The 20,403-nt window shown below is 72.8% G+C and carries 15 protein-coding genes; 9 read left to right on the forward strand and 6 right to left on the reverse strand.

All coding sequences use genetic code 11. From position 1 onward, the window contains the following. The first annotated feature begins 71 nt into the window (after positions 1 to 71). Positions 72 to 1,334 (forward strand): winged helix-turn-helix domain-containing protein, encoded by a 1,263-nt coding sequence (locus APR03_RS17765; RefSeq protein WP_253837720.1) that lies wholly within the window; start codon positions 72 to 74, stop codon positions 1,332 to 1,334. A gap of 25 nt (positions 1,335 to 1,359) precedes the next feature. After that, positions 1,360 to 3,048 carry a cation:proton antiporter domain-containing protein gene (locus APR03_RS17770; RefSeq protein WP_253837721.1) on the forward strand — a complete coding sequence of 563 codons (1,689 nt, stop codon included), beginning with the start codon at positions 1,360 to 1,362 and terminating at the stop codon, positions 3,046 to 3,048. A gap of 9 nt (positions 3,049 to 3,057) precedes the next feature. Here the strand turns inward: APR03_RS17770 and mnhG are convergent, their stop codons facing one another. From mnhG to APR03_RS17800, 6 genes are read right to left on the reverse strand one after another with little or no spacing between them, the layout of a single operon-like run. Beyond that, positions 3,058 to 3,429, reverse strand: a complete 372-nt coding sequence (gene mnhG, locus APR03_RS17775; protein ID WP_253837722.1) for a monovalent cation/H(+) antiporter subunit G — start codon at positions 3,427 to 3,429, stop codon at positions 3,058 to 3,060. Further along, positions 3,426 to 3,806 (reverse strand): MrpF/PhaF family protein, encoded by a 381-nt coding sequence (locus APR03_RS17780; protein ID WP_253837724.1) that lies wholly within the window; start codon positions 3,804 to 3,806, stop codon positions 3,426 to 3,428. The genes mnhG and APR03_RS17780 overlap by 4 nt, the downstream gene beginning before the upstream one ends. Next, positions 3,803 to 4,405, reverse strand: a complete 603-nt coding sequence (locus APR03_RS17785) for a Na+/H+ antiporter subunit E (protein ID WP_253837726.1) — start codon at positions 4,403 to 4,405, stop codon at positions 3,803 to 3,805. Before APR03_RS17785 ends, APR03_RS17780 begins: the two co-directional genes overlap by 4 nt. Continuing rightward, positions 4,402 to 6,081, reverse strand: a complete 1,680-nt coding sequence (locus APR03_RS17790; protein ID WP_253837728.1) for a Na+/H+ antiporter subunit D — start codon at positions 6,079 to 6,081, stop codon at positions 4,402 to 4,404. Before APR03_RS17790 ends, APR03_RS17785 begins: the two co-directional genes overlap by 4 nt. Then, positions 6,078 to 6,596 (reverse strand): Na(+)/H(+) antiporter subunit C, encoded by a 519-nt coding sequence (locus APR03_RS17795; RefSeq protein WP_253837730.1) that lies wholly within the window; start codon positions 6,594 to 6,596, stop codon positions 6,078 to 6,080. The genes APR03_RS17790 and APR03_RS17795 overlap by 4 nt, the downstream gene beginning before the upstream one ends. Continuing rightward, on the reverse strand, positions 6,593 to 9,595 hold the full coding sequence (locus tag APR03_RS17800; protein WP_308216514.1) for a Na+/H+ antiporter subunit A: 3,003 nt from the start codon (positions 9,593 to 9,595) through the stop codon (positions 6,593 to 6,595). The genes APR03_RS17795 and APR03_RS17800 overlap by 4 nt, the downstream gene beginning before the upstream one ends. A gap of 308 nt (positions 9,596 to 9,903) precedes the next feature. On the opposite strand from APR03_RS17800, the gene secA reads away from it, so the two are divergent. From secA to prfA, 7 genes are all read left to right on the forward strand, one after another. Beyond that, positions 9,904 to 12,867 (forward strand): preprotein translocase subunit SecA, encoded by a 2,964-nt coding sequence (gene secA, locus APR03_RS17805; protein WP_253837732.1) that lies wholly within the window; start codon positions 9,904 to 9,906, stop codon positions 12,865 to 12,867. 249 nt (positions 12,868 to 13,116) lie between these two features. After that, the gene (locus APR03_RS17810) at positions 13,117 to 14,409 is read left to right on the forward strand and encodes a homoserine dehydrogenase (protein ID WP_253837733.1); all 1,293 of its coding nucleotides are present in this window, start codon (positions 13,117 to 13,119) and stop codon (positions 14,407 to 14,409) included. 9 nt (positions 14,410 to 14,418) lie between these two features. Continuing rightward, positions 14,419 to 15,528, forward strand: coding sequence for a threonine synthase (gene thrC, locus APR03_RS17815; protein ID WP_253837903.1), 1,110 nt, complete (start codon positions 14,419 to 14,421; stop codon positions 15,526 to 15,528). After that, complete coding sequence (gene thrB, locus APR03_RS17820; RefSeq protein ID WP_253837734.1) at positions 15,528 to 16,523, forward strand: homoserine kinase; 996 nt, start codon at positions 15,528 to 15,530, stop codon at positions 16,521 to 16,523. Before thrC ends, thrB begins: the two co-directional genes overlap by 1 nt. Positions 16,524 to 16,865: 342 nt before the next feature. Beyond that, a complete protein-coding gene (gene rho, locus APR03_RS17825) occupies positions 16,866 to 18,758 on the forward strand; it encodes a transcription termination factor Rho (protein ID WP_253837735.1) in 1,893 nt (630 codons plus the stop codon). A 138-nt stretch (positions 18,759 to 18,896) separates the two neighbouring features. Then, positions 18,897 to 19,115 carry a 50S ribosomal protein L31 gene (rpmE, locus tag APR03_RS17830; RefSeq protein WP_253837736.1) on the forward strand — a complete coding sequence of 73 codons (219 nt, stop codon included), beginning with the start codon at positions 18,897 to 18,899 and terminating at the stop codon, positions 19,113 to 19,115. 181 nt (positions 19,116 to 19,296) lie between these two features. Then, positions 19,297 to 20,385, forward strand: a complete 1,089-nt coding sequence (prfA, locus tag APR03_RS17835; protein WP_253837737.1) for a peptide chain release factor 1 — start codon at positions 19,297 to 19,299, stop codon at positions 20,383 to 20,385. The last annotated feature ends 18 nt before the right edge of the window (positions 20,386 to 20,403 follow it).

Below are 20,403 nucleotides of genomic sequence, written 5' to 3' on the forward strand. Positions count from 1 at the left end.
TCCACACCCGGTCCGCCCCCCGGTCGGCACCCGCCGAGGGGAGTGTCAGTGGTGGGCGGCAGGATGGACCCGTGGAACCGATCTCGTTGTCTCTCGACCAGGCCCGGCGGGTCGCCGTCGCCGCCCAGGGGCTGCACCGGGCCCGTACCGACGGGCCGCGCACCATGCGGCACGTGCAGGGCGTGATCGACCGGCTCGGCCTGCTCCAGATCGACTCGGTGAACGTGCTCGCCCGGGCGCACCTGCTGCCCGTGTTCGCGCGGCTCGGCCCGTACGACACCGACCTGCTGGACCGGGCGACGGCCTCGGGGCGGCACAGCCGCCGGGCCGGCCGGGCCGCCGCCGGCGACCGGCGGCTCGTCGAGAGCTGGGCGCACGTCGCGGCCTACGTGCCGCCGAGCGCCTGGCCGCTGCTGGCGTTCCGGCGCCGGTGGTTCGCGCAGGAGTACGACTGGCGGGAGCTGGACGGCGTGCCGCTGCCGCAGGCCCCGCAGGTCGCGGAGGTGCGGGCGCTGGTGGCGGCGGAGGGGCCGCTGTCAGCGTCGCAGATCCACGACCGGTTCGTGTCCGAGGGCCGCTCGGTCCGCCGCAAGCGGGGCACGTGGTGGGACTGGAGCACGGAGAAGCGCGTCGTCGAGCACCTGTTCTTCACGGGCGAGGTCGTGTCGGCCGGGCGCAACACCCAGTTCGAGCGGCTGTACGACCTCCCGGAGCGGGTGCTGCCGGCGTCGGCGCTCGGCGAGGTGCCCGAGGCCGAGGCCAAGCGCACGCTGCTGGAGCTCGGCGCGCGGGCGCACGGCATCGGGACGGCGCGTGCGATCAAGGACTACTACCGGCTCAAGGGGCCGGTGGCCGACCAGGCGCTGGCCGACCTCGTCGAGGAGGGCGTGCTGCTTCCCGCGCGCGTCGGGGGCGGCGCCGAGCGGTGGTTCCTGCACCGCGACGCCGCCCGGCCGCGCCGGGCCGCGGGCCAGGCCCTCCTCGCGCCGTTCGACCCGCTCGTGTGGGAGCGGCAGCGCCTCGAGCGGCTGTTCGGCATGCGGTACCGGATCGGCATCTACACCCCGGCGGCCCAGCGGGTGGACGGGTACTACGTGCTGCCGTTCCTCGAGGACGCGCAGCTCACGGCTCGCGTCGACCTCAAGGCAGACCGCGCGGCGGGCGTGCTGCGGGTGCAGTCCGCGCACGCCGAGCCGACCCTGACGGACGCCACCCCGGACCGGCTGGCGCACGAGCTGCGGGCGATGGCCGGGTGGCTGGGGCTCGACGGCGTATCGGTCGAGGCCAGGGGCACTCTTTCACCCGCTCTCGCGGCGGCCGTCGCCGTTTCCTGAAACACACGACAACTAAACTCGGCCCATGGTGACCGCTGCGATCTTCCTGGTGGCCACGGTCGCGGCAGGTCTCGGGGCGGTGCTGCTCCGTCTGCCGCCCCTGGTCGGTTTCCTGGTGGCCGGGTTCGCCCTGCACACGGCCGGCCTCGAGGAACCCGCGTACCTGGAGACGGTCGCCGACCTCGGCGTGACGCTGCTGCTCTTCGGCATCGGGCTCAAGCTGGACGTCAAGACGCTGCTGCGCAAGGACGTCTGGTTCACCACCGTGGCGCACCTGCTGGTCAGTGTCGCGATCGCGGTCGGCTTCCTCGGCCTGCTGGGCGTCATCGGCTTCTCGATGCTCGCGGGCGAGGGGCTGGGGGTCCTCGCGCTGCTCGGCCTCGCCCTGTCGTTCTCGTCCACGGTGTTCGTGGTCAAGGTGCTCGACGGGCGCTCGGACCAGTCGGCCCTGTACGGCCGCATCGCCATCGGCGTGCTGGTCATGCAGGACCTGATCGCCGTGGTGTTCCTCTCCGTGGCGTCCGACCACCCGCCGAGCCCGTGGGCGCTCGCCCTCGTGCTGCTCGTCCCGGGAGCATGGCTGCTGCGCAAGGTCTGGTCGCGGGTGGGGCACGGCGAGCTGCAGGCGCTGTTCGGGGTCGCGGTCGCGCTCGGCCCCGGCTACGCCCTGTTCGACGCCGTCGGGCTCAAGGGTGACCTCGGCGCCCTCGTCCTGGGCATGCTCCTGGCGGGCCACCCGGCGGCCACCGAGCTGTCCCGCACCCTGTTCACGGTCAAGGAGCTGCTGCTGGTCGGCTTCTTCGTGTCGATCGGGTTCTCCGGCGCGCTGACGTGGCAGGCCGGGCTGATCGGACTGCTCCTGCTGCTCATGCTGCCGCTGCAGGCGATCGTGACCGCGGTGCTGCTGCGGCTCATGCGGCTGCGCAAGCGCACCGCGATCCTGGCCGGTCTGGCGCTGGCCAACTACTCCGAGTTCGGGCTGATCGTCGTGGCGGTCGGCTCGGAGGCCGGCCTGCTGCACGACGAGTGGCTCGTGGTGCTCGCGGTGGCCGTCGCCGCGAGCTTCGTGCTGTCGTCGGCCGTCAACACGCGCGGCAACGAGCTGGCGATCGCGCTGGCCCGGCGCTTCCCGTCCAGGCCCAACGAGTGGCTGCACCACGAGGAACGCCTCATCGACGTCTCCGGCGCGGAGGCGCTGGTGCTCGGCATGGGCCGGGTGGGCCGCGGCGCCGTGCGCCAGCTCCGGGACGACTACGGGATGGCCGTCGTGGGCGTCGAGCACGACCCGGCGCGCGTGACCGCGCTGCGCACCGAGGGCTTCACGGTGGTCCAGGCGGACGCCACGGACATCGAGTTCTGGGGCCGGGTCCGCAGCGCGGGCGCCGTCCGGCTCGCGATCCTCGCCATGCCGTTCCACGCCGCCAACCTCATCGCGCTGTCGCAGCTGCGCGCGAGCGGCTTCGACGGCACGGTCGCCGCGGTCGCCCGGTACGACGACGACGTGGCCGAGCTCGAGCGGCACGGGGCGGACGCGGTGTTCCACCTGTACGGCACCGCCGGCCAGGCGCTGGCCGACGAGGCGGCGGAGGCCGCGCTGGGCTACCTGGCCGCCGAGGAGCTGCGCGACGCGCAGGCCGAGCGCCGCACGTCGGGTGCCCCGGCCCGGCCGCCGCTGGCCCCCGAGCAGGTCACCGGCACCACGACCGGGAGCTGACGGCGCCGGTCAGCCGCCGTGCCCGGCCTCGTCGTCCGCGGCGGCCGCACGGCGTGCGGGGCCCCCGTCGTCGAACCCGGGAAGGTCGGGGCCGACGTGCCCCGTCCGCAGGGCCGCCCGGCCCACCATGTGCGCGGCTACCGGCGACGTCAGGAGCTGGAAGATCGCGACGAGCACGAGCATGCTCGCCGCACCCGCGTCCTGCAGCCGCAGCGCGACCCCTGTCAGGAGCAGGAGCAGACCCAGGACCTGCGGCTTGGCCACGACGTGCAGGCGTGACAGCACGTTGTCGAACTTCACGACGCCCATGCCCGCCGAGAACGAGAAGAACGCTCCCAGCAGCAGGCAGAGAGCCGCGAGGGCATCGGTCACGACGGTCATGGCGTCTCCTGCCGTTCGGCCTCGGCGCCGGGGGAGTCCCCGGCGTCCGGACGGTCCGGCCCGCGCCGGCCCCGCCCGGCGCGGTCGGGCCGTGGGCCGTCCGCGCTGTTCTCCTTGGGCGGCTCGGCGGCGGCGAAGCGGGCGATGGCCACCGAGCCCACGAACCCGACCATGGACAGCACCACCAGGATCGGCACGGACTCGGTGCGGCGGGAGAACGCGGCCTCGACCGCGATGGCGCCCACGAGCGCCGTGGTCAGCACGTCGAACGCGACCGTGCGGTCGAGCATGGACGGCCCGCGCTCCAGCCGGACGACGGCCAGGAGCGCGGCGCCCGCGAGCAGGACGGTGGCCACCACCGCGACGGCGATCATCATCGGTTCCCCTCCGAGGTCAGCCGGGCCAGCTCGGTGTCGGACGCGAAGGCGAGCAGCAGGCGCTCCTCGAGCTCCTGCGTCGCCCGACGCACCGCGTCGGCCCCGCCCGACCCCTCGAGGTCGAGCACGTGCAGCCGCAGGGTGCCGCGGTGGCGGTCCATGTCCACCACCACGGTGCCGGGCACCATCGACGACAGGCCCGCGGTCGTGGCGACGAACAGGTCCGACGTCGTACGGAGCTGGACCGCCACCAGGCCGCCGCGGGGCGTCGGCCCGGGGGTCACCGCACGCCAGGCCACCTGGAACGAGGCGAGCACGAGGTCGGAGAAGAACCGGCCGACCAGCCGCAGCAGCGGGCCGATCCGCACGGTCGTGGTGGTACCGACGGCGGGCAGCGGCAGCACGAGGGCCACGAGCGCGCCGAGCAGGGCTCCCGAGAGCACGTTCGCCCAGGACAGGTCGCCCCACAGGAGCACCCAGAGCACGGCGCCCACGACCGCCGTCGGCCGCATCGCGGCGATGCGGCGCACCCAGCGCCGGCGCGGTCCCTCCGTGCCGGGCGCGGCCTCCGGCCCGGCCCTGCGGTCGGTCACCGTCATGGCGTGCCCTCCTCGACGTCGGAGCTGACCTCGTCGCGCACCTCGTTGGACTCGCCCGTGCCCCGGCGCGCCCCGTCGGGGAACACCGCGTCGACGTACGTGCTGCCGTCCATGACCATGCCCGCGGCGCGGTCCGCGTACTCGTACAGGGGGCCGGCCAGCACGGTGAGGCTCACGCCGACGGCGACCAGCGCCGCCGTCGGGCCGACCATGCCGCCGGGCAGCGGCGCGGGGGCCGGCAGGCTCTCCTTGTCCGGGCACGGCTGCCAGAACGCCTTGTTCCAGGCGCGGATCACGGCGTACAGGGTCAGCAGCGATGTGACCACCGAGCCGACCACCAGGATCCACGCCAGCACCGAGCCGTCCAGCACGCCCGCCTCCAGCAGCCCGACCTTGCCCAGGAACCCGGACAGCGGCGGGATGCCCGCGAGGTTCATCGCGGGCACGAAGAACAGGACCGCGAGGCCCGGCGCCATGGTGGCGAGACCGCCCAGCCGTTCCAGCGACGTGGTGCCGCTGCGGCGTTCGATGAGGCCGACCACCAGGAACAGCGCCGTCTGGACGGTGATGTGGTGCACCACGTAGAAGATGGCGGCGGCCGTGCTCGCCTGGGTCGCCAGCGCGACGCCGAAGATCATGTAGCCGATGTGGCTGACCAGCGTGAACGAGAGCAGGCGTTTGACGTCGTCCTGCGCCACCGCGCCCAGGATGCCCACGAGCATGGTGGCGAGCGCCAGCACCAGCAGCACCGCCTCCAGCTTCTCGTCGTGCGGGAAGAGCATCGTCTGCGTGCGCAGGATCGCGTAGACGCCCACCTTGGTCAGCAGGCCCGCGAAGACGGCGGTCACCGGCGCGGGCGCCGTCGGGTAGGAGTCCGGGAGCCAGGCCGACAGCGGGAAGATGGCGGCCTTGATGCCGAACGCGAGCAGCAGCATCGTCTGGATGCCCAGCCGCACGCCCGGGTCGACGTCGGGCAGCCGCTCCGCGAGCTGCGCCATGTTCACCGTGCCCGTCGCCGCGTAGGTGAGGCCTACGGCCAGCAGGAACACGATCGAGCTGAGCAGTGCGACGACCACGTAGACGCTGCCCGCGCGGATGCGCTCGCTCGTGCCACCGAGCGTGAGCAGCACGTACGACGCGGCGAGCAGGATCTCGAAACCGACGTACAGGTTGAACAGGTCGCCGGCGAGGAAGGCGTCCGCGACGCCGGCCGCCAGGACCAGGAACGTCGGGTGGAAGATCGCGACCGGCAGCACGTCGCGCCGGCCCGACTCGTCGGCGTCCGCGTCCTGTGCCTCCAGCGTGCGGCGCAGCTCCTCGGCGCCCCGGGCGGCGGGCGCGGTGCGGCCGTCGCCGTCGGCGATGCCCTGCGCCATCGAGTACAGGAGCACGCAGAGCAGCATGATGCTGCTGACGAGCAGCATGATCGCGGCCAGGGGGTCGGCCACCAGGTTGACCCCGACAGGGGCCGCCCAGCCGCCGAGGTCGTTCACGACGGGGCCGTCGTGGGCGGCGACGACGAGGCCCGCGGCCGCGGCGACGGCCACGGAGAGCGCCACGACGGAGATGATCCGCTGCGCCCGCTCGTGGCGGTGCAGCGCCAGCGCGAGGCCGGCCGCGAACAGCGGCACCAGCACCGGGAGCGGCACGAGGGTCTGCACGGTCCACAGGTTCACGCGTCGTCACCCCCTCGGGCCGGCCGGCCGGAGGCCTGCTCGGCCACGTCGGGCAGAGCCACCTCGTCGCGGGTGGCCTCCGCCTCGACGTCCAGGGTCACGGCGGGCTCCTCGGCGTCGCTGTCGGCGTAGGACGGCGCGTCCTGCACGGCGAGTCGGGCGATGCGGGTGTCCTCGAGGTCGTCCTGGACCTCGTCGTGGCCGTGGAGCTGCCACGAGCGGTAGGCCATGGCGAGCACGAAGGCGACCAGGGCGAGCGTGATGACGATGGAGGTGAGGATCATGGCCTGCGCCAGGGGGTCGCTCATCGGTTCGTCGGTGACGCCGGTGATGGGCGGGGCGCCCGCGCGTCCGCCCGCCATCAGGAGCGCGAGGTTGGCGCCGTTGCCGAGCAGCACGAACCCGAGCAGCACGCGGGTGAGCGAGCGTTCCAGGAGCAGGTAGACGCCGGCGGCGAACAGGGCGCCGACCGCGAGGAGGAGCGAGGCGGAGGGGACGTTGTCGAGAACGATCATGTGCCGTCCCCTCCCGACCGTCCGCGGGTTCGGCCCCCCGCGGTGGCGAACGGCGCACTGGCCCGGGCACCGCGGGCGGGCGCCGCGAACGGGTCCGCCTGCCGGTCCAGCTCGGCGCCGAAGGTGCGCAGGATGTCGATGACGAGGCCGATGACCACGAGAAACACTCCGATGTCGAAGAACAGGCTGGTGACCAGGTGCACGTCGCCCAGCACGGGCAGGTGGAGGTCGAGGATCGTGCTCTCGAGCGCTGCCTGGCCGGCGAGCAGAGCGACCAGGCCCACGCCCGCCGAGAGGAACAGGCCGGTGCCGAGCACGAGGCCGGGGTGCACGGGGGCGGCCTCGCCGAGCTCGTACCGCCCGCCCGCCAGGTACCGCACCACCAGGGCGAGCCCGGCCACCAGCCCGGCCGCGAACCCGCCGCCGGGGGCGTTGTGCCCGCTGAACAGGAGGAACAGCGCGAACAGGATCATCGGGTAGAACAGCAGCCGCGTGACCACCTCGAACATGACCGACCGGGCGCCGGCGTCGAGGGTGGGCCCGGCGACCAGCCAGGTGCCCGGCCGCACCTGCCGGGACCCGGCGCGGGCCGTCCGGCTGCGCGGCTCGTCGCCCGCCGGGTCCAGGCGCAGCACGTCGCCGCTGCGCTGCCGCAGGAAGACGAGCGAGGCGACGCCCGTGGCGGCGACCAGGAGCACCGAGATCTCGCCCACGGTGTCCCAGGCGCGGATGTCGACGAGCGTCACGTTGACGACGTTGTGCCCGCCGCCGAACGTCTCGGCCTCCCCGGGGAAGTCGACCGAGATCGGTACGTGCACGCGGGCCAGCGGCGCCACCGCGACGAAGGCCATCACGACCAGGCCGGTCAGCACGCCGATCGCGAGCCGCACCCAGCGGCTCGCCGCCAGGGGCCGGTCCGAGAAGTACGGGGGCAGCCGGCGCAGCACCAGCACCATGACCACGAGGGTGACGGTCTCGCACAGCACCTGCGTGAGGGCGAGGTCGGGCGCGCCGTGCAGCAGGAACAGTGCCGCGTTGCCGTAGCCCGCGACCCCCGCGAGGAAGACGGCCTTGAGCCGGCGGCGCGCGCGGGCCACGAGCACGGCGGCCACCACGACCACGAGGACGACGGCGAGCTGCGCGGGCCGGTCCCACGCCACGACCGCGAACGGCCCGAACCGGAGCACGTCGTCGCGCGCCGCGGCGTCCGCGGCCCCCGCGAGCGCCGCGTCGCCGGTGGACCCGACGAGGCCGGTGGCGAGCGCGACGCCGGGTCCGACCGCGAGCACGAGCAGGATGACGCCGAGGTAGAAGGGGAGGGAACCGCGCTGGGTGCCCGCCGTGACGTCGCTCGCCAGCCGGTCCAGCTTGCGCATGGTGCGGCGGTACACGGCGTCGGCGCCGTCGGGGAACCAGAGGGAGGCCTGGAACCGCTCGACGCGGTCGCGCTGCCAGAACAGCAGGGCGCCGACGACGAGCACGCCGACGGTGGTCGCGAGGACCGGGGTGAACCCGGCCCAGAGCACCAGGTGGCCGGGCTCCCCGGCGGGGTAGGTGTCGGCGTGCCGGCCCAGCAGGTTCTCGCCCAGCTGCGGCACGAGCGCGACCACGAGGCCGAGCACGGCGAGGACCAGCGGCGGGGCGACCATCCAGAAGGGCTGGGGGTGCACGGTGGTCGGGGCGTCGTCGTCGGCGGAGGCGGGCAGCCGTGGCTTGAAGGCGCCCCACAGGAAGCGCAGGCCGTAGGCGACGGTGAGGGCGGAGCCCACGGCGACCACGACGGTCATGACCCGGCCGAGCAGGTCGTCGTCGTGGGCCCAGGCCTCCAGCGCGGCCTCCTTGGCGACGTAGCCGGCGAACGGCGGCAGGCCGATCATGGAGGCGGTCGCGAGGGCGGCGGCGACCGTGGTCACCGGCAGCCGGCGGGCCACTCCGGCGAGCTTGCGCAGGTCGCGGGTGCCGGTGGCGGCGTCGACCACGCCGACCACGAGGAACAGCGACGCCTTGAACAGCGCGTGCGCGCCGAGCAGCGCGAGCCCGGCGAGGGCGGTGGCCCGGGTGCCGTAGCCGAGCAGCAGGGTGAGCAGGCCGAGCTGGGAGACGGTGCCGAACGCGAGCACCAGCTTGAGGTCGTGCTGGCGCAGCGCCCGGTAGCCGCCGAGCAGGAGCGTGGCCCCGCCCAGCACGAGGACGACGACGCGCCAGGCCGGCAGGTCGGAGAACGCGGGGGCGAAGCGGGCGATGAGGTAGATGCCCGCCTTCACCATGGCGGCCGCGTGCAGGTAGGCCGACACGGGGGTGGGGGCGGCCATGGCCGCGGGCAGCCAGAAGTGGGTGGGCACGAGCGCGGACTTCGACGCGGCCCCGGCGAGCAGGCAGACGACGGCGACGGTGACCACGGGTCCGGACGGCGGGTCGGCGACGACGGCCGAGACGCTCCACGTGCCGACGGTCACGCCGAGGATGACGACGCCGACCAGCATGGCGAGGCCGCCCGCCGTCGTGACGACGATGGCCTGCATGGCGGCGCGGCGGGACGAGGTGCGGTCGGCGTAGTGGCCGATCAGCAGGTAGGAGAACACCGTGGTGAGCTCCCAGAACACGAACAGCAGGAGCATGTCGTCGGCGACGACGAGACCTGCCATCGAGCCCGCGAACGCCACGAGGAAGCCGCCGAACCGGCCGAGGCCGCGGGCCTCGCGCGAGAAGTAGGCGCTGCAGTAGAGCATGACGACCGCGCCGACGCCGCCGACCACCAGCAGCATGACCCAGGACAGCAGGTCGAGGCGCAGGTCGACGGCGAGCCCGAGCGGCGCGATCCACGGCACGTGCTCGGCGGGCGGGCGCCCGTCCAGCACCGCGGAGGTCTGGGAGAGGGCGTAGGCGGCGGCCCCGGCGGGGCCGAGGGCGAGCACCCAGAAGGCGCGACGCCCCAGGCGTGTCACGAGGGCAGGTGCGGCGAGTGCGAGGACACCATGAGCGAGGAGTACCGGAAGCACGTCCGTTCCGTCCTGTCGGGGCTCGTGGACAGGACGTCGTGCCAGGGATTCCGGGTGCGGACCCGGGTCGAGCACTGAACGGCTTGCCGCGCGAGCGCGGGCGGGTGGGCGATGTGACCCATTCTATCCGGCGCCGGTCTCCGGTTCGTCACGCGTACCCCATGAACGGCGCAGGAACCGCATGCTTCCCGTGATCGTTACCCCGAGAGCGAACCCCGGCGGTCGTCCGCGGGCTCTGGGCCACGGGCCCAGGTTTACGGCCTACGATGGACGACGGCGAAACTTGACGACGACCTGGGAGAACCCGCGTGTCCATCCTCGACAAGGTCCTGCGCATCGGCGAAGGACGTGTCCTGAAGAAGCTGCAGTCCGTGGCAGCGCAGGTCAACCGCTTGGAGCCCAGCTTCGTCGAGCTGAGCGACACCGAGCTGCGTGAGGAGACCGCACGGTTCCGGGAACGCCTGGAGCACGGCGCGACACTGGACGAGCTCATGCCGGAGGCGTTCGCGGCGATCCGCGAGGCGGCCCACCGCACGCTCGGCCAGCGGCACTTCGACGTACAGATCATGGGTGGTGCGGCGCTGCACCTCGGGAACATCGCCGAGATGCGCACCGGTGAGGGCAAGACGCTGGTGGCGACGACCGCCGCGTACCTCAACGCGCTGCCGGGCAAGGGCGTCCACGTCATCACCACCAACGACTACCTGGCCAAGTACCAGGGTGACCTGATGGGCCGCGTGTTCCGGTTCATGGGCATGACGACGGGCGTGATCCTGTCCGGCCAGACCCCGGCGCAGCGCCGGGAGATGTACGCCGCGGACATCACCTACGGCACGAACAACGAGTTCGGCTTCGACTACCTGCGCGACAACATGGCGTGGTCGGTCGACGACCTGGTGCAGCGCGGCCACAACTTCGCCATCGTCGACGAGGTGGACTCGATCCTCATCGACGAGGCCCGCACGCCGCTGATCATCTCCGGCCCCGCGGCCGGCGACGCGAACCGCTGGTACACCGAGTTCGCCAAGGTGGTGCGCCGCCTGGTCCCGACGGTCGACTACGAGGTCGACGAGAAGAAGCGGACCGTGGGCGTGCTGGAGCCCGGCATCGCGAAGATCGAGGACTACCTCGGCATCGACAACCTGTACGAGTCGCTGAACACGCCGCTGATCGGCTTCCTCAACAACGCGATCAAGGCCAAGGAGCTGTTCAAGCGCGACAAGGACTACGTCGTGCTGAACGGCGAGGTCATGATCGTCGACGAGCACACCGGCCGTATCCTCGCGGGCCGCCGCTACAACGAGGGCATGCACCAGGCGATCGAGGCCAAGGAAGGGGTGGAGATCAAGGCGGAGAACCAGACGCTCGCCACGATCACCCTCCAGAACTACTTCCGCCTGTACGGCAAGCTCTCGGGCATGACCGGTACGGCCGAGACCGAGGCCGCCGAGTTCCAGGGCACGTACAAGCTCGGCGTGGTGCCGATCCCGACGAACAACCCGCCCCAGCGCATCGACCAGCCCGACCTCGTCTACAAGAACGAGGAGGGCAAGTTCAACGCGGTCGTGGCCGACATCGTGGAGCGGCACGCGTACGGCCAGCCGGTGCTGGTCGGCACCACGAGCGTCGAGAAGTCGGAGCTCCTGAGCGCCAAGCTCAAGAAGGCCGGCGTGCCCCACAACGTGCTCAACGCGAAGGAGCACGAGCGCGAGGCGGCGGTCGTCGCGATGGCGGGCCGCAAGGGCGCCGTCACGGTCGCCACGAACATGGCCGGCCGTGGTACGGACATCATGCTCGGCGGCAACGCCGAGCACATGGCGGTGTCCGAGCTCGCCGAGCGCGGCCTCGACCCGGTCGAGACGCCCGAGGAGTACGAGGCGGCCTGGCCGGAGGCGCTGGAGAAGGCGAAGGCCCGCGTCGCGCAGGAGCACGACGAGGTCAAGGCCGCCGGTGGTCTGTACGTGCTGGGCACCGAGCGGCACGAGTCCCGGCGCATCGACAACCAGCTCCGCGGCCGTTCGGGCCGGCAGGGCGACCCGGGCGAGTCCCGGTTCTACCTGTCGATGCAGGACGACCTGATGCGCCTGTTCAACTCCGGCCTCGCCGAGTCGATGATGAACCGCGCCGGGTTCCCGGACGACATGCCGCTGGAGTCCAAGATGGTCACGCGCGGCATCATGTCGGCGCAGGGCCAGGTGGAGTCCCGCAACTTCGAGATCCGCAAGAACGTGCTCAAGTACGACGACGTGCTCTCGCGCCAGCGCAGCGTCATCTACGCGGAGCGCCTGCGCGTGCTCCAGGGCGAGGACCTGCGCGAGCAGGTGCAGCACTTCCTCACCGACACGGTCACGGAGTACGTCACCAACGCGACGTCCGACGGCAGCACCGCGGAGCAGTGGGACCTGGACGCCCTGTGGACGGCGCTCAAGGCGGTCTACCCGGTCTCGCTGACGCCCGAGGAGGTCGCCGAGGAGGCGGGTGGCCTCGACCGCCTGACGGCGGACATGCTGCTGGAGGAGATCCTGTCCGACGCGCGCGTCGCCTACCAGGCGCGCGAGGAGGAGCTCACGCCCCCCGCGATGCGGCAGCTCGAGCGCCGTGTCGTCCTGTCCGTGCTGGACCGCAAGTGGCGCGAGCACCTCTACGAGATGGACTACCTCAAGGAGGGCATCGGGCTGCGGGCCATGGCCCAGCGCGACCCGCTGGTCGAGTACCAGCGCGAGGGCTTCCAGCTCTTCCAGGCGATGACCGACGCCATCAAGGAGGAGTCGGTCGGGTTCCTGTTCAACCTCGAGGTCACCGTGCAGCAGCCGGACGCCGAGCAGGCGGGCGACGGCGGCTCCGACCTGCCCGCCGTCGGCCCGGTGCCCCCGCGCGGGCGGCTGGGGACCGGCCAGCCGGACGCCCCGCCGACCACGCAGATCCCGGCCGTGCAGCCCGCCGCGGCACCGCGGCCCCAGCAGGGGCAGCAGCCGCCCGCGCCGCGCCCGCGGCGTGCGGCCGGTGCCGCCACCGAGCCGATCCTGCTGGCCAAGGGCCTGGACACGCCGAACCGGCAGCAGCCGCTGACGTACTCGGCGCCCAGCGAGGACGGGTCGGGCTCCGCGTTCATGCAGACGTCGGACGGCGCCCGCCGCCGCGCGGCCCTGCACGGTGAGGCGAGCTCCGCCGCGAGCGACGGCCGGACCTTCCCGGGCACCCCGCGCAACGCGCAGTGCCCGTGCGGCTCGGGCAAGAAGTACAAGGTCTGCCACGGAGTCAACGAGGCCTGACCCCCCCCGCCACCGCCACCGCGCCGAGATAGAACTGCAGCGAGATAGAACCCTGGCGAGATAGAACGGCAGCGAGATAGAACGCCGGCGGGCGTTCTATCTCGCTGCAGTTCTACTTCGGCGGGGCGAGTGTGGCGTGAGACGGGCGCCCGCATGTCGGACGCTCCGGTTACCCTGGTCGCAACGTCCCGACCCGTGCGGAACCGCACCGGGGGCGGACTGTTCCCCGAAGACGAAAGCAGGATCGCTGTGCCTGTCCCCGAGCCCGCCCGCGGGCTGCGTGTCGCACTGCTGGGCTGTGGCGTCGTGGGCACCGAGGTGGCCCGGATGCTGCTGGAGCAGGGCACCGATCTCGCCGCGCGCGCCGGCGCCCCGTTGGAGCTCGCCGGTATCGCCGTGCGCGACGCGAGCCGACCGCGCGACGCTGCCATCCCGCGCGCCCTCCTGACCGAGGACGCCGAGTCGCTCGTCGCCGGCGCGGACATCGTGATCGAGGTGATGGGCGGCCTCGAGCCGGCGCGTGGCCTGCTGCTGCGCGCGATCGAGGGCGGCGCCGCGGTCGTCACCGCCAACAAGGCACTGCTCGCGGTGGACGGCCCGACGCTGTACAAGGCCGCGGACTCGGCCGGCGTCGACATCTACTACGAGGCCGCGGTCGCGGGCGCCATCCCGATCGTGCGGCCCGTGCGGGAGTCTCTCGCGGGCGACCACGTGCGGCGCGTGCTCGGCATCGTCAACGGCACCACCAACTACGTGCTCGACCAGATGGCCACGGGTGGCCTCGACCTGGACGGCGCGGTCCGGCAGGCCCAGGAGCTCGGCTACGCCGAGGCGGACCCGACGGCCGACGTCGACGGGTACGACGCCGCGGCCAAGGCCGCGATCCTGGCGAGCCTCGCCTTCCACACCCGCGTCTCGGCCGACGACGTGGCCCGCGAGGGCATCCGCGGCATCACGTCGGACGACGTCGCGTGGGCCGCCCGGACGGGTCACGCCGTGAAGCTGCTGGCCATCGCCGAGCAGACCGGGGAGGGCGTCTCCGTGCGCGTGCACCCGGCCCTGGTGCCGATCGACCACCCCCTGGCGGGCGTGAAGGGCGCGTTCAACGCGGTCTTCGTGGAGGCCGACGGCGCCGGCCCCCTCATGTTCTACGGCCAGGGCGCCGGCGGCCGTCCGACGGCGTCCGCCGTGGTCGGTGACGTCGTCTCTGCGGCCCGGCACCGCGTGCTCGGTGGCAAGGGGCCGCAGGAGTCCACGTACGCGGCCCGTCCCCTGCTGCCGCCCGACGCCGCGGTGACCCGGTACCAGGTCCGCCTGCGCGTCGCGGACCTGCCGGGCGTCCTCGCCCAGGTGGCCGGCGTCGTCGGCGACCACGGCGTGTCGATCGACACCGTGCGCCAGACGGGCCCCTCCGAGGGCACCGCCGAGCTGGTCCTGACCACCCACGCCGCCCGTGAGGCGTCGCTGGCCGCCACCATCGCGGCGGTCCGCACGCTCGAACCGGTCCGCGAGATCACGTCCGTCCTGAGAGTCGAAGGCTGAACCGTGCCCGTGCTGCCCGCTGAACCGAACCTGCCGTCCGCCGCCGGCCCCACCTCGCGCCTGTGGCGCGGCGTGATCGCCGAGTACGCCGACCGTCTGCCCGCGCACCTGCAGGAGCGTGTCGTGACGCTCGGGGAGGGCGGCACGCCCCTCGTCCCGGCGCCCGCCCTGTCGGAGCGCACGGGGGCCGACGTGTACGTCAAGGTCGAGGGCATGAACCCGACGGGCTCGTTCAAGGACCGGGGGATGACCACCGCGATCTCGGCCGCCGCCGGGCGGGGTGCCCAGGCCGTGGTGTGCGCCTCGACGGGCAACACCTCGGCGTCGGCCGCCGCGTACGCGACGCGCGCGGGCATGGTCTGCGCCGTGCTCGTGCCGGACGGCAAGATCGCCATGGGCAAGCTCAGCCAGGCCGTCGCGCACGGCGCACGCCTGCTGCAGGTGGACGGCAACTTCGACGACTGCCTCGTCGCCGCCCGCAAGCTCGCCGACACCCACCCGGTCGAGCTCGTGAACTCCGTGAACCCGGACCGGATCCAGGGTCAGAAGACCGCGGCGTTCGAGATCGTGGACGCTCTGGGCGACGCGCCGGACATCCACGTGCTGCCCGTCGGCAACGCCGGGAATATCGCGGCCTACTGGAAGGGTTTCACGGAGTACGCCGACGCGGGCGTGGCGAGCCGGACCCCCACGGTATGGGGCTTCCAGGCAGCCGGCGCCGCCCCGATCGTCAAGGGCCACCCCGTCGACGAGCCGGACACGATCGCCACCGCGATCCGTATCGGCAACCCCGCCTCCTGGCAGCTCGCCGAGGAGGCCCGGGACTCGTCGGGCGGTGTCATCGAGGCCGTGACCGACGAGCAGATCCTCGCGGCGCACCGGATCCTCTCGGCCGAGGTCGGCGTGTTCGTCGAGCCGGCGTCCGCGGCCGGTGTCGCGGGTCTCCTGGCGCGGCACGAGCGCGGCCTGGTCCCCGCGGGGGCGCGGATCACGATCACGGTGACCGGCCACGGGCTCAAGGACCCGGGCTGGGCGCTGCGTACGCCCGACGGCGGCGAGGTGGAGCCCGTACGGGTCTCCGCCGACGTCGTCTCGATCGCCGACGCGCTGTCGCTCTGATGCAGCTCGGCGCCGACCACGTGCGGGTCAGGGTGCCCGCCACCAGCGCGAACCTCGGCCCGGGGTTCGACGCGCTGGGCCTGGCCCTCGCGCTGTACGACGAGGTCGAGGTACGTCTCGTCGCCAGCGACGAGGTGGTCGTCGAGGTCGAGGGCGAAGGTGCGGGCGAGGTGACGCTGGGGGAGGACCACCTCGTGGTCCGTGCCCTGCGCCGCACCATGGACCTTGCCGGGGCCGTCCCGACCGGGATCCACATGACCTGCCACAACGTGATCCCGCACGGCAGGGGGCTCGGGTCGTCGTCCGCCGCCGTGGTGGCGGGCATCGTCGCGGCCCGTGCCCTGCTGGCCGACCCGCGCGCGATCGACGCCGCCACGGTGCTCGCGCTGGCCACGGAGTTCGAGGGACATCCCGACAACGCCGCCCCGGCCATCCAGGGCGGTGCCACCGTCGCGTGGTCCACGCCGGACGGGCCGCGCGCCGTCGGGCTGGACGTGGACCCCGCGATCGAGGCCACGGTGCTGGTCCCGGACGTGCGGCTGGCGACCGCGCGGGCGCGCGCCGCGCTCCCCGCGCGGGTGTCGCACGGCGACGCCGCGTTCACGGCCGGCCGGGCGGCGCTCCTCGTCGAGGCTCTGGCCCGGCGTCCGGAGCTGCTGTTCGACGCGACCGAGGATCGGCTGCACCAGTCCTACCGGGCGGCGGTCCTGGGCGCCTCCAGCGAGCTCCTGCGCGCGCTGCGCGAGGCCGGCGTGCCGGCCACCGTGTCGGGCGCCGGGCCCACGGTCCTGGTGCTCGCCGGGCCGGGTCACCGGGCCGCTCGTGACGAGGTCCTGGCCGACCTGGTGGACGAGACCGCCGGCTGGCGACGGTTGAGTCCGGGGATCGACATGACGGGGGCACGCGCACGGAGAGTTTCCGGAAACACAGGTGCGCTATCGTCCGGCTCGTCAGGTGCAGCCGGTCGTCCGGCGACACACCGTGTCGGACCATGACGTCGGACCATGATCACGGGCAGTACGGGGTGGTAGTATGCAGTGAACCTTCGGGATCGCACGTCCTGAGCCATGGTGGCGGGAACTAGGATTCCTCGGTTCCCCACCGCCTGATCGGCAGAGTTCTGATCCAGTGAACCTCGGCCGCTCATCCGTGCCCGTTGCAGGCCGTGATCTACGGCCACCGCATCTCACGAGAAGGCAGACAACGCCCCCGTCAGCCGTCGTCGTCGTACCACTGATGCGAGGTTTTTCGCGCCTCGGCCGTCACGCGCCGGGCGCCCACTATCCCGCGGCCCGCGATCACGCGACAAGCCGCAGTTCGAGGGGGAAGGGTCCTTCGTGACAGACACCACCGATAACGCTCAGGAAGCCGCCGGCCGTACCGCCGGAGCGCTGAGCAGCATGCGCCTCGCCGAGCTCCAGGCACTCGCCGGAGACCTGGGCGTGAAGGGCACCTCCAGGATGCGTAAGAGCGACCTCGTGGAGACGATCCGCGAGAGGACGGGCGGCGCGACGAAGCGTCCGAGCCGTGCCACCGCCACCGCGGAGCAGCCCGTGACCGACAAGCCCGCCCGCGCCGAGGCCCCGGTCGCCGCCGCCGAGGTCGCCACCTCGGGTGTGCGCGCCGACGCCAACGCCGAGGCCGAGAAGGCCGCGCGCCTGGCCCAGCTCGCCGACGCCGTCGCGGCCCCGCGCGAGCAGGGCGGCCGACGCCGCGGCCAGGGTGCCGCCGACGCCAACGGCGACAAGACTTCCGACGCCCGCAACGGGCAGTCCGGCAACGGCCGGCAGGGCTCGCGCAACGGCGAGCGCGGTGCCGACCGCAACGACCGCGCCGCGCGCGGTGGCGAGCGGAACACCGACCGCAACGCCGACCGTGGCAACGACCGCAACGCCGACCGGAACAACGACCTGGACGACGAGCGCGGTTCGCGCCGCCGTCGCGGGCGTGACCGGGGCCGGGACCGCAAGCGCGGCCGCGGCCGCCAGAGTCCGGACGTGTCGGGCCTCGAGAACGTCGAGGTGCGCGAGGACGACGTGCTGCTGCCCGTCGCCGGCATCCTGGACATCCTCGACAACTACGCGTTCGTGCGGACCTCGGGCTACCTGCCCGGCAACAACGACGTCTACGTGTCGCTGAACCAGGTCAAGAAGGCCGGCCTGCGCCGCGGCGACGCCGTGGTGGGCGCCGTGCGCCAGCCCCGCGAGGGCGAGGAGCCGCCGCAGCAGCCGACCGGCCGCAACGCCAAGGTCAACAAGTTCAACGCCCTGGTGCGCCTGGACACCGTGAACGGCATGACGCCGGAGGAGGCGCGCGAGCGCCCCGAGTTCACCAAGCTCACGCCCCTGTACCCCCAGGAGCGGCTGCGCCTGGAGAACCCCGAGGCGACCAAGCTGACGCCGCGCGTCATCGACATCGTCGCGCCGATCGGCAAGGGCCAGCGCGGCCTGATCGTCGCCCCGCCCAAGGCCGGCAAGACGCTGATGATGCAGCAGATCGCCAACGCGATCACCACCAACAACCCTGAGGTCCACCTCATGGTCGTGCTGGTGGACGAGCGCCCGGAAGAGGTCACCGACTTCGAGCGCTCGGTCAAGGGCGAGGTCATCTCCTCGACGTTCGACCGGCACGCCTCGGACCACACGCTGGTCGCCGAGCTCGCCATCGAGCGGGCAAAGCGTCTGGTCGAGCTGGGCCAGGACGTCGTGGTGCTGCTCGACGGCATCACCCGCCTGTCGCGCGCCTACAACCTGGCCGCCCCGGCGTCGGGCCGCATCCTGTCGGGTGGTGTGGACGCCGCGGCGCTCTACCCGCCGAAGAAGTTCTTCGGTGCCGCCCGCAACATCGAGGACGGCGGTTCGCTGACGATCCTCGCGACGGCCCTGGTCGAGACCGGCTCGAAGATGGACGAGGTGATCTTCGAGGAGTTCAAGGGCACGGGCAACATGGAGCTGCGCCTGTCGCGGTCCCTGGCCGAGAAGCGCATCTTCCCGGCGATCGACGTCAACGGCTCGAGCACGCGGCGCGAGGAGATCCTCATGTCGAAGGACGAGCTCGCGATCGTCTACAAGCTGCGCCGCGTCATGGGCGCGCTCGACCAGACGCAGGCCGCCGAGCTCCTGCTCGGGCAGCTCAAGAAGACCAAGACCAACGTCGAGTTCCTGCTGCACGTGCAGAAGACGACGCCGGGTGGTCTCACCGAGGACGACAACGTCGGCGAGACCGTCTAGCGCCGTCCGGCGGACTCACGTCACACCCCGCCGTGTCGCCCGACCGGGCGACACGGTGGCAGAATGACTGGCTGGCTCGCTGGTTCACGCGCCTGCGGTACTGCAGGGCGACCCAGCGGCATCACACCAAGGAGCACCATGAGGGCTGGAATCCACCCCGAGTACGTCGTCACCCAGGTCACCTGCACCTGCGGTAACACCTTCACCACGCGCAGCACCGAGACGTCCGGCAAGATCAGCGCCGACGTCTGCAGCGCCTGCCACCCGTTCTACACGGGCAAGCAGAAGATCATGGACACCGGTGGCCGCGTGGCCCGGTTCCAGGCGCGCTACGGCAAGAAGACGGCCGACAAGTAGCGACCTCGCAGCGCCGGTGGTCCGGCCCGACAACCTCTCCAGGGGCAGTCGGGAACGGGACCACCGGCGCTGTTGCTTTGCCCGGACCCACCCCTTCCGCTGAGTGCGGGACATTCGCCCTTCCGAGGCGCTGAAATGGGCGAATACCCAGCACTCAACGCCGCTGTACCGAGGAGAGACCGTGAGTGAAGCGTTTGCCGGCGTCGGGCCGCTGCTGAGCGAGCACGCCGAGATCGAGGCGGCGCTGGCCGACCCGGCCGTGCACGCCGACGCCGGGCGCGCCCGGACGCTGGGCCGCCGGTACGCCGAGCTGAACCAGGTGGTCGGCGCCTACCGCGCCTGGGAGCAGGCGCGGGACGACGCCGCGGCCGCCGCGGAGCTCGCCACCGAGGACGCCGGGTTCGCCGAGGAGCTGCCGGGTCTGCAGGAGGCGGAGGCGGTCGCGGAGGAGAAGCTGCGCCGCGTGCTGGTCCCGCGCGACCCGGACGACGGCCGCGACGTGATCCTCGAGATCAAGGCCGGCGAGGGCGGCGAGGAGTCGGCGCTGTTCGCGGGCGACCTGCTGCGCATGTACCTGCGCTACGCCGAGCAGCGCGGCTGGTCCACGCAGCTCCTGGAGGCCACCGAGTCGGACCTCGGCGGGTACAAGGACGTGCAGGTCGCGATCAAGGCGAAGAACGTCCAGGGACCCGAGGACGGCGTGTGGCACAGCCTCAAGTACGAGGGCGGCGTGCACCGCGTGCAGCGCGTCCCGGTCACCGAGTCGCAGGGCCGCATCCACACGTCCGCCGCGGGTGTGCTGGTGTTCCCCGAGGTGGACGACCCGGGCGAGCTCGAGATCGACCAGAACGACCTGCGTATCGACGTCTACCGCTCCTCCGGGCCCGGCGGGCAGTCGGTCAACACCACCGACTCCGCGGTACGCATCACGCACCTGCCCACGGGCATCGTGGTCTCGATGCAGAACGAGAAGTCGCAGCTCCAGAACCGTGAGCAGGCGATGCGCGTGCTGCGCGCGCGGCTGCTCGCCGCGCAGCAGGAGGCCGCCGCCGCCGAGTCGGCCGAGCTGCGCCGCTCGCAGGTGCGCACCGTGGACCGGTCCGAGCGGATCCGCACCTACAACTTCCCCGAGAACCGCATCGCCGACCACCGCACCGGGTACAAGGCGTACAACCTCGACCAGGTGCTCGACGGCGACCTGGGTCCCGTCGTCCGGTCGGCCATCGACGCCGACGAGGCCGCGCGCCTCGCCGAGGCCTCCGGTGCGTGACCTGACGGCCGGTCTGGC

It is taken from the genome of Promicromonospora thailandica, from assembly GCF_024171955.1.
GTDB classification, from domain to species: domain Bacteria; phylum Actinomycetota; class Actinomycetes; order Actinomycetales; family Cellulomonadaceae; genus Promicromonospora; species Promicromonospora thailandica.

What these genes read in the sequence shown, in the direction of transcription:
- APR03_RS17770 (WP_253837721.1), top strand. Translation starts at nt 1,360, where the DNA reads ATGGTGACCGCTGCGATCTTCCTGGTGGCCACGGTCGCGGCAGGTCTC.
- mnhG (WP_253837722.1), bottom strand. Translation starts at nt 3,429, where the DNA reads ATGACCGTCGTGACCGATGCCCTCGCGGCTCTCTGCCTGCTGCTGGGA.
- APR03_RS17780 (WP_253837724.1), bottom strand. Translation starts at nt 3,806, where the DNA reads ATGATGATCGCCGTCGCGGTGGTGGCCACCGTCCTGCTCGCGGGCGCC.
- APR03_RS17785 (WP_253837726.1), bottom strand. Translation starts at nt 4,405, where the DNA reads ATGACGGTGACCGACCGCAGGGCCGGGCCGGAGGCCGCGCCCGGCACG.
- APR03_RS17795 (WP_253837730.1), bottom strand. Translation starts at nt 6,596, where the DNA reads ATGATCGTTCTCGACAACGTCCCCTCCGCCTCGCTCCTCCTCGCGGTC.
- thrB (WP_253837734.1), top strand. Translation starts at nt 15,528, where the DNA reads ATGCAGCTCGGCGCCGACCACGTGCGGGTCAGGGTGCCCGCCACCAGC.
- rpmE (WP_253837736.1), top strand. Translation starts at nt 18,897, where the DNA reads ATGAGGGCTGGAATCCACCCCGAGTACGTCGTCACCCAGGTCACCTGC.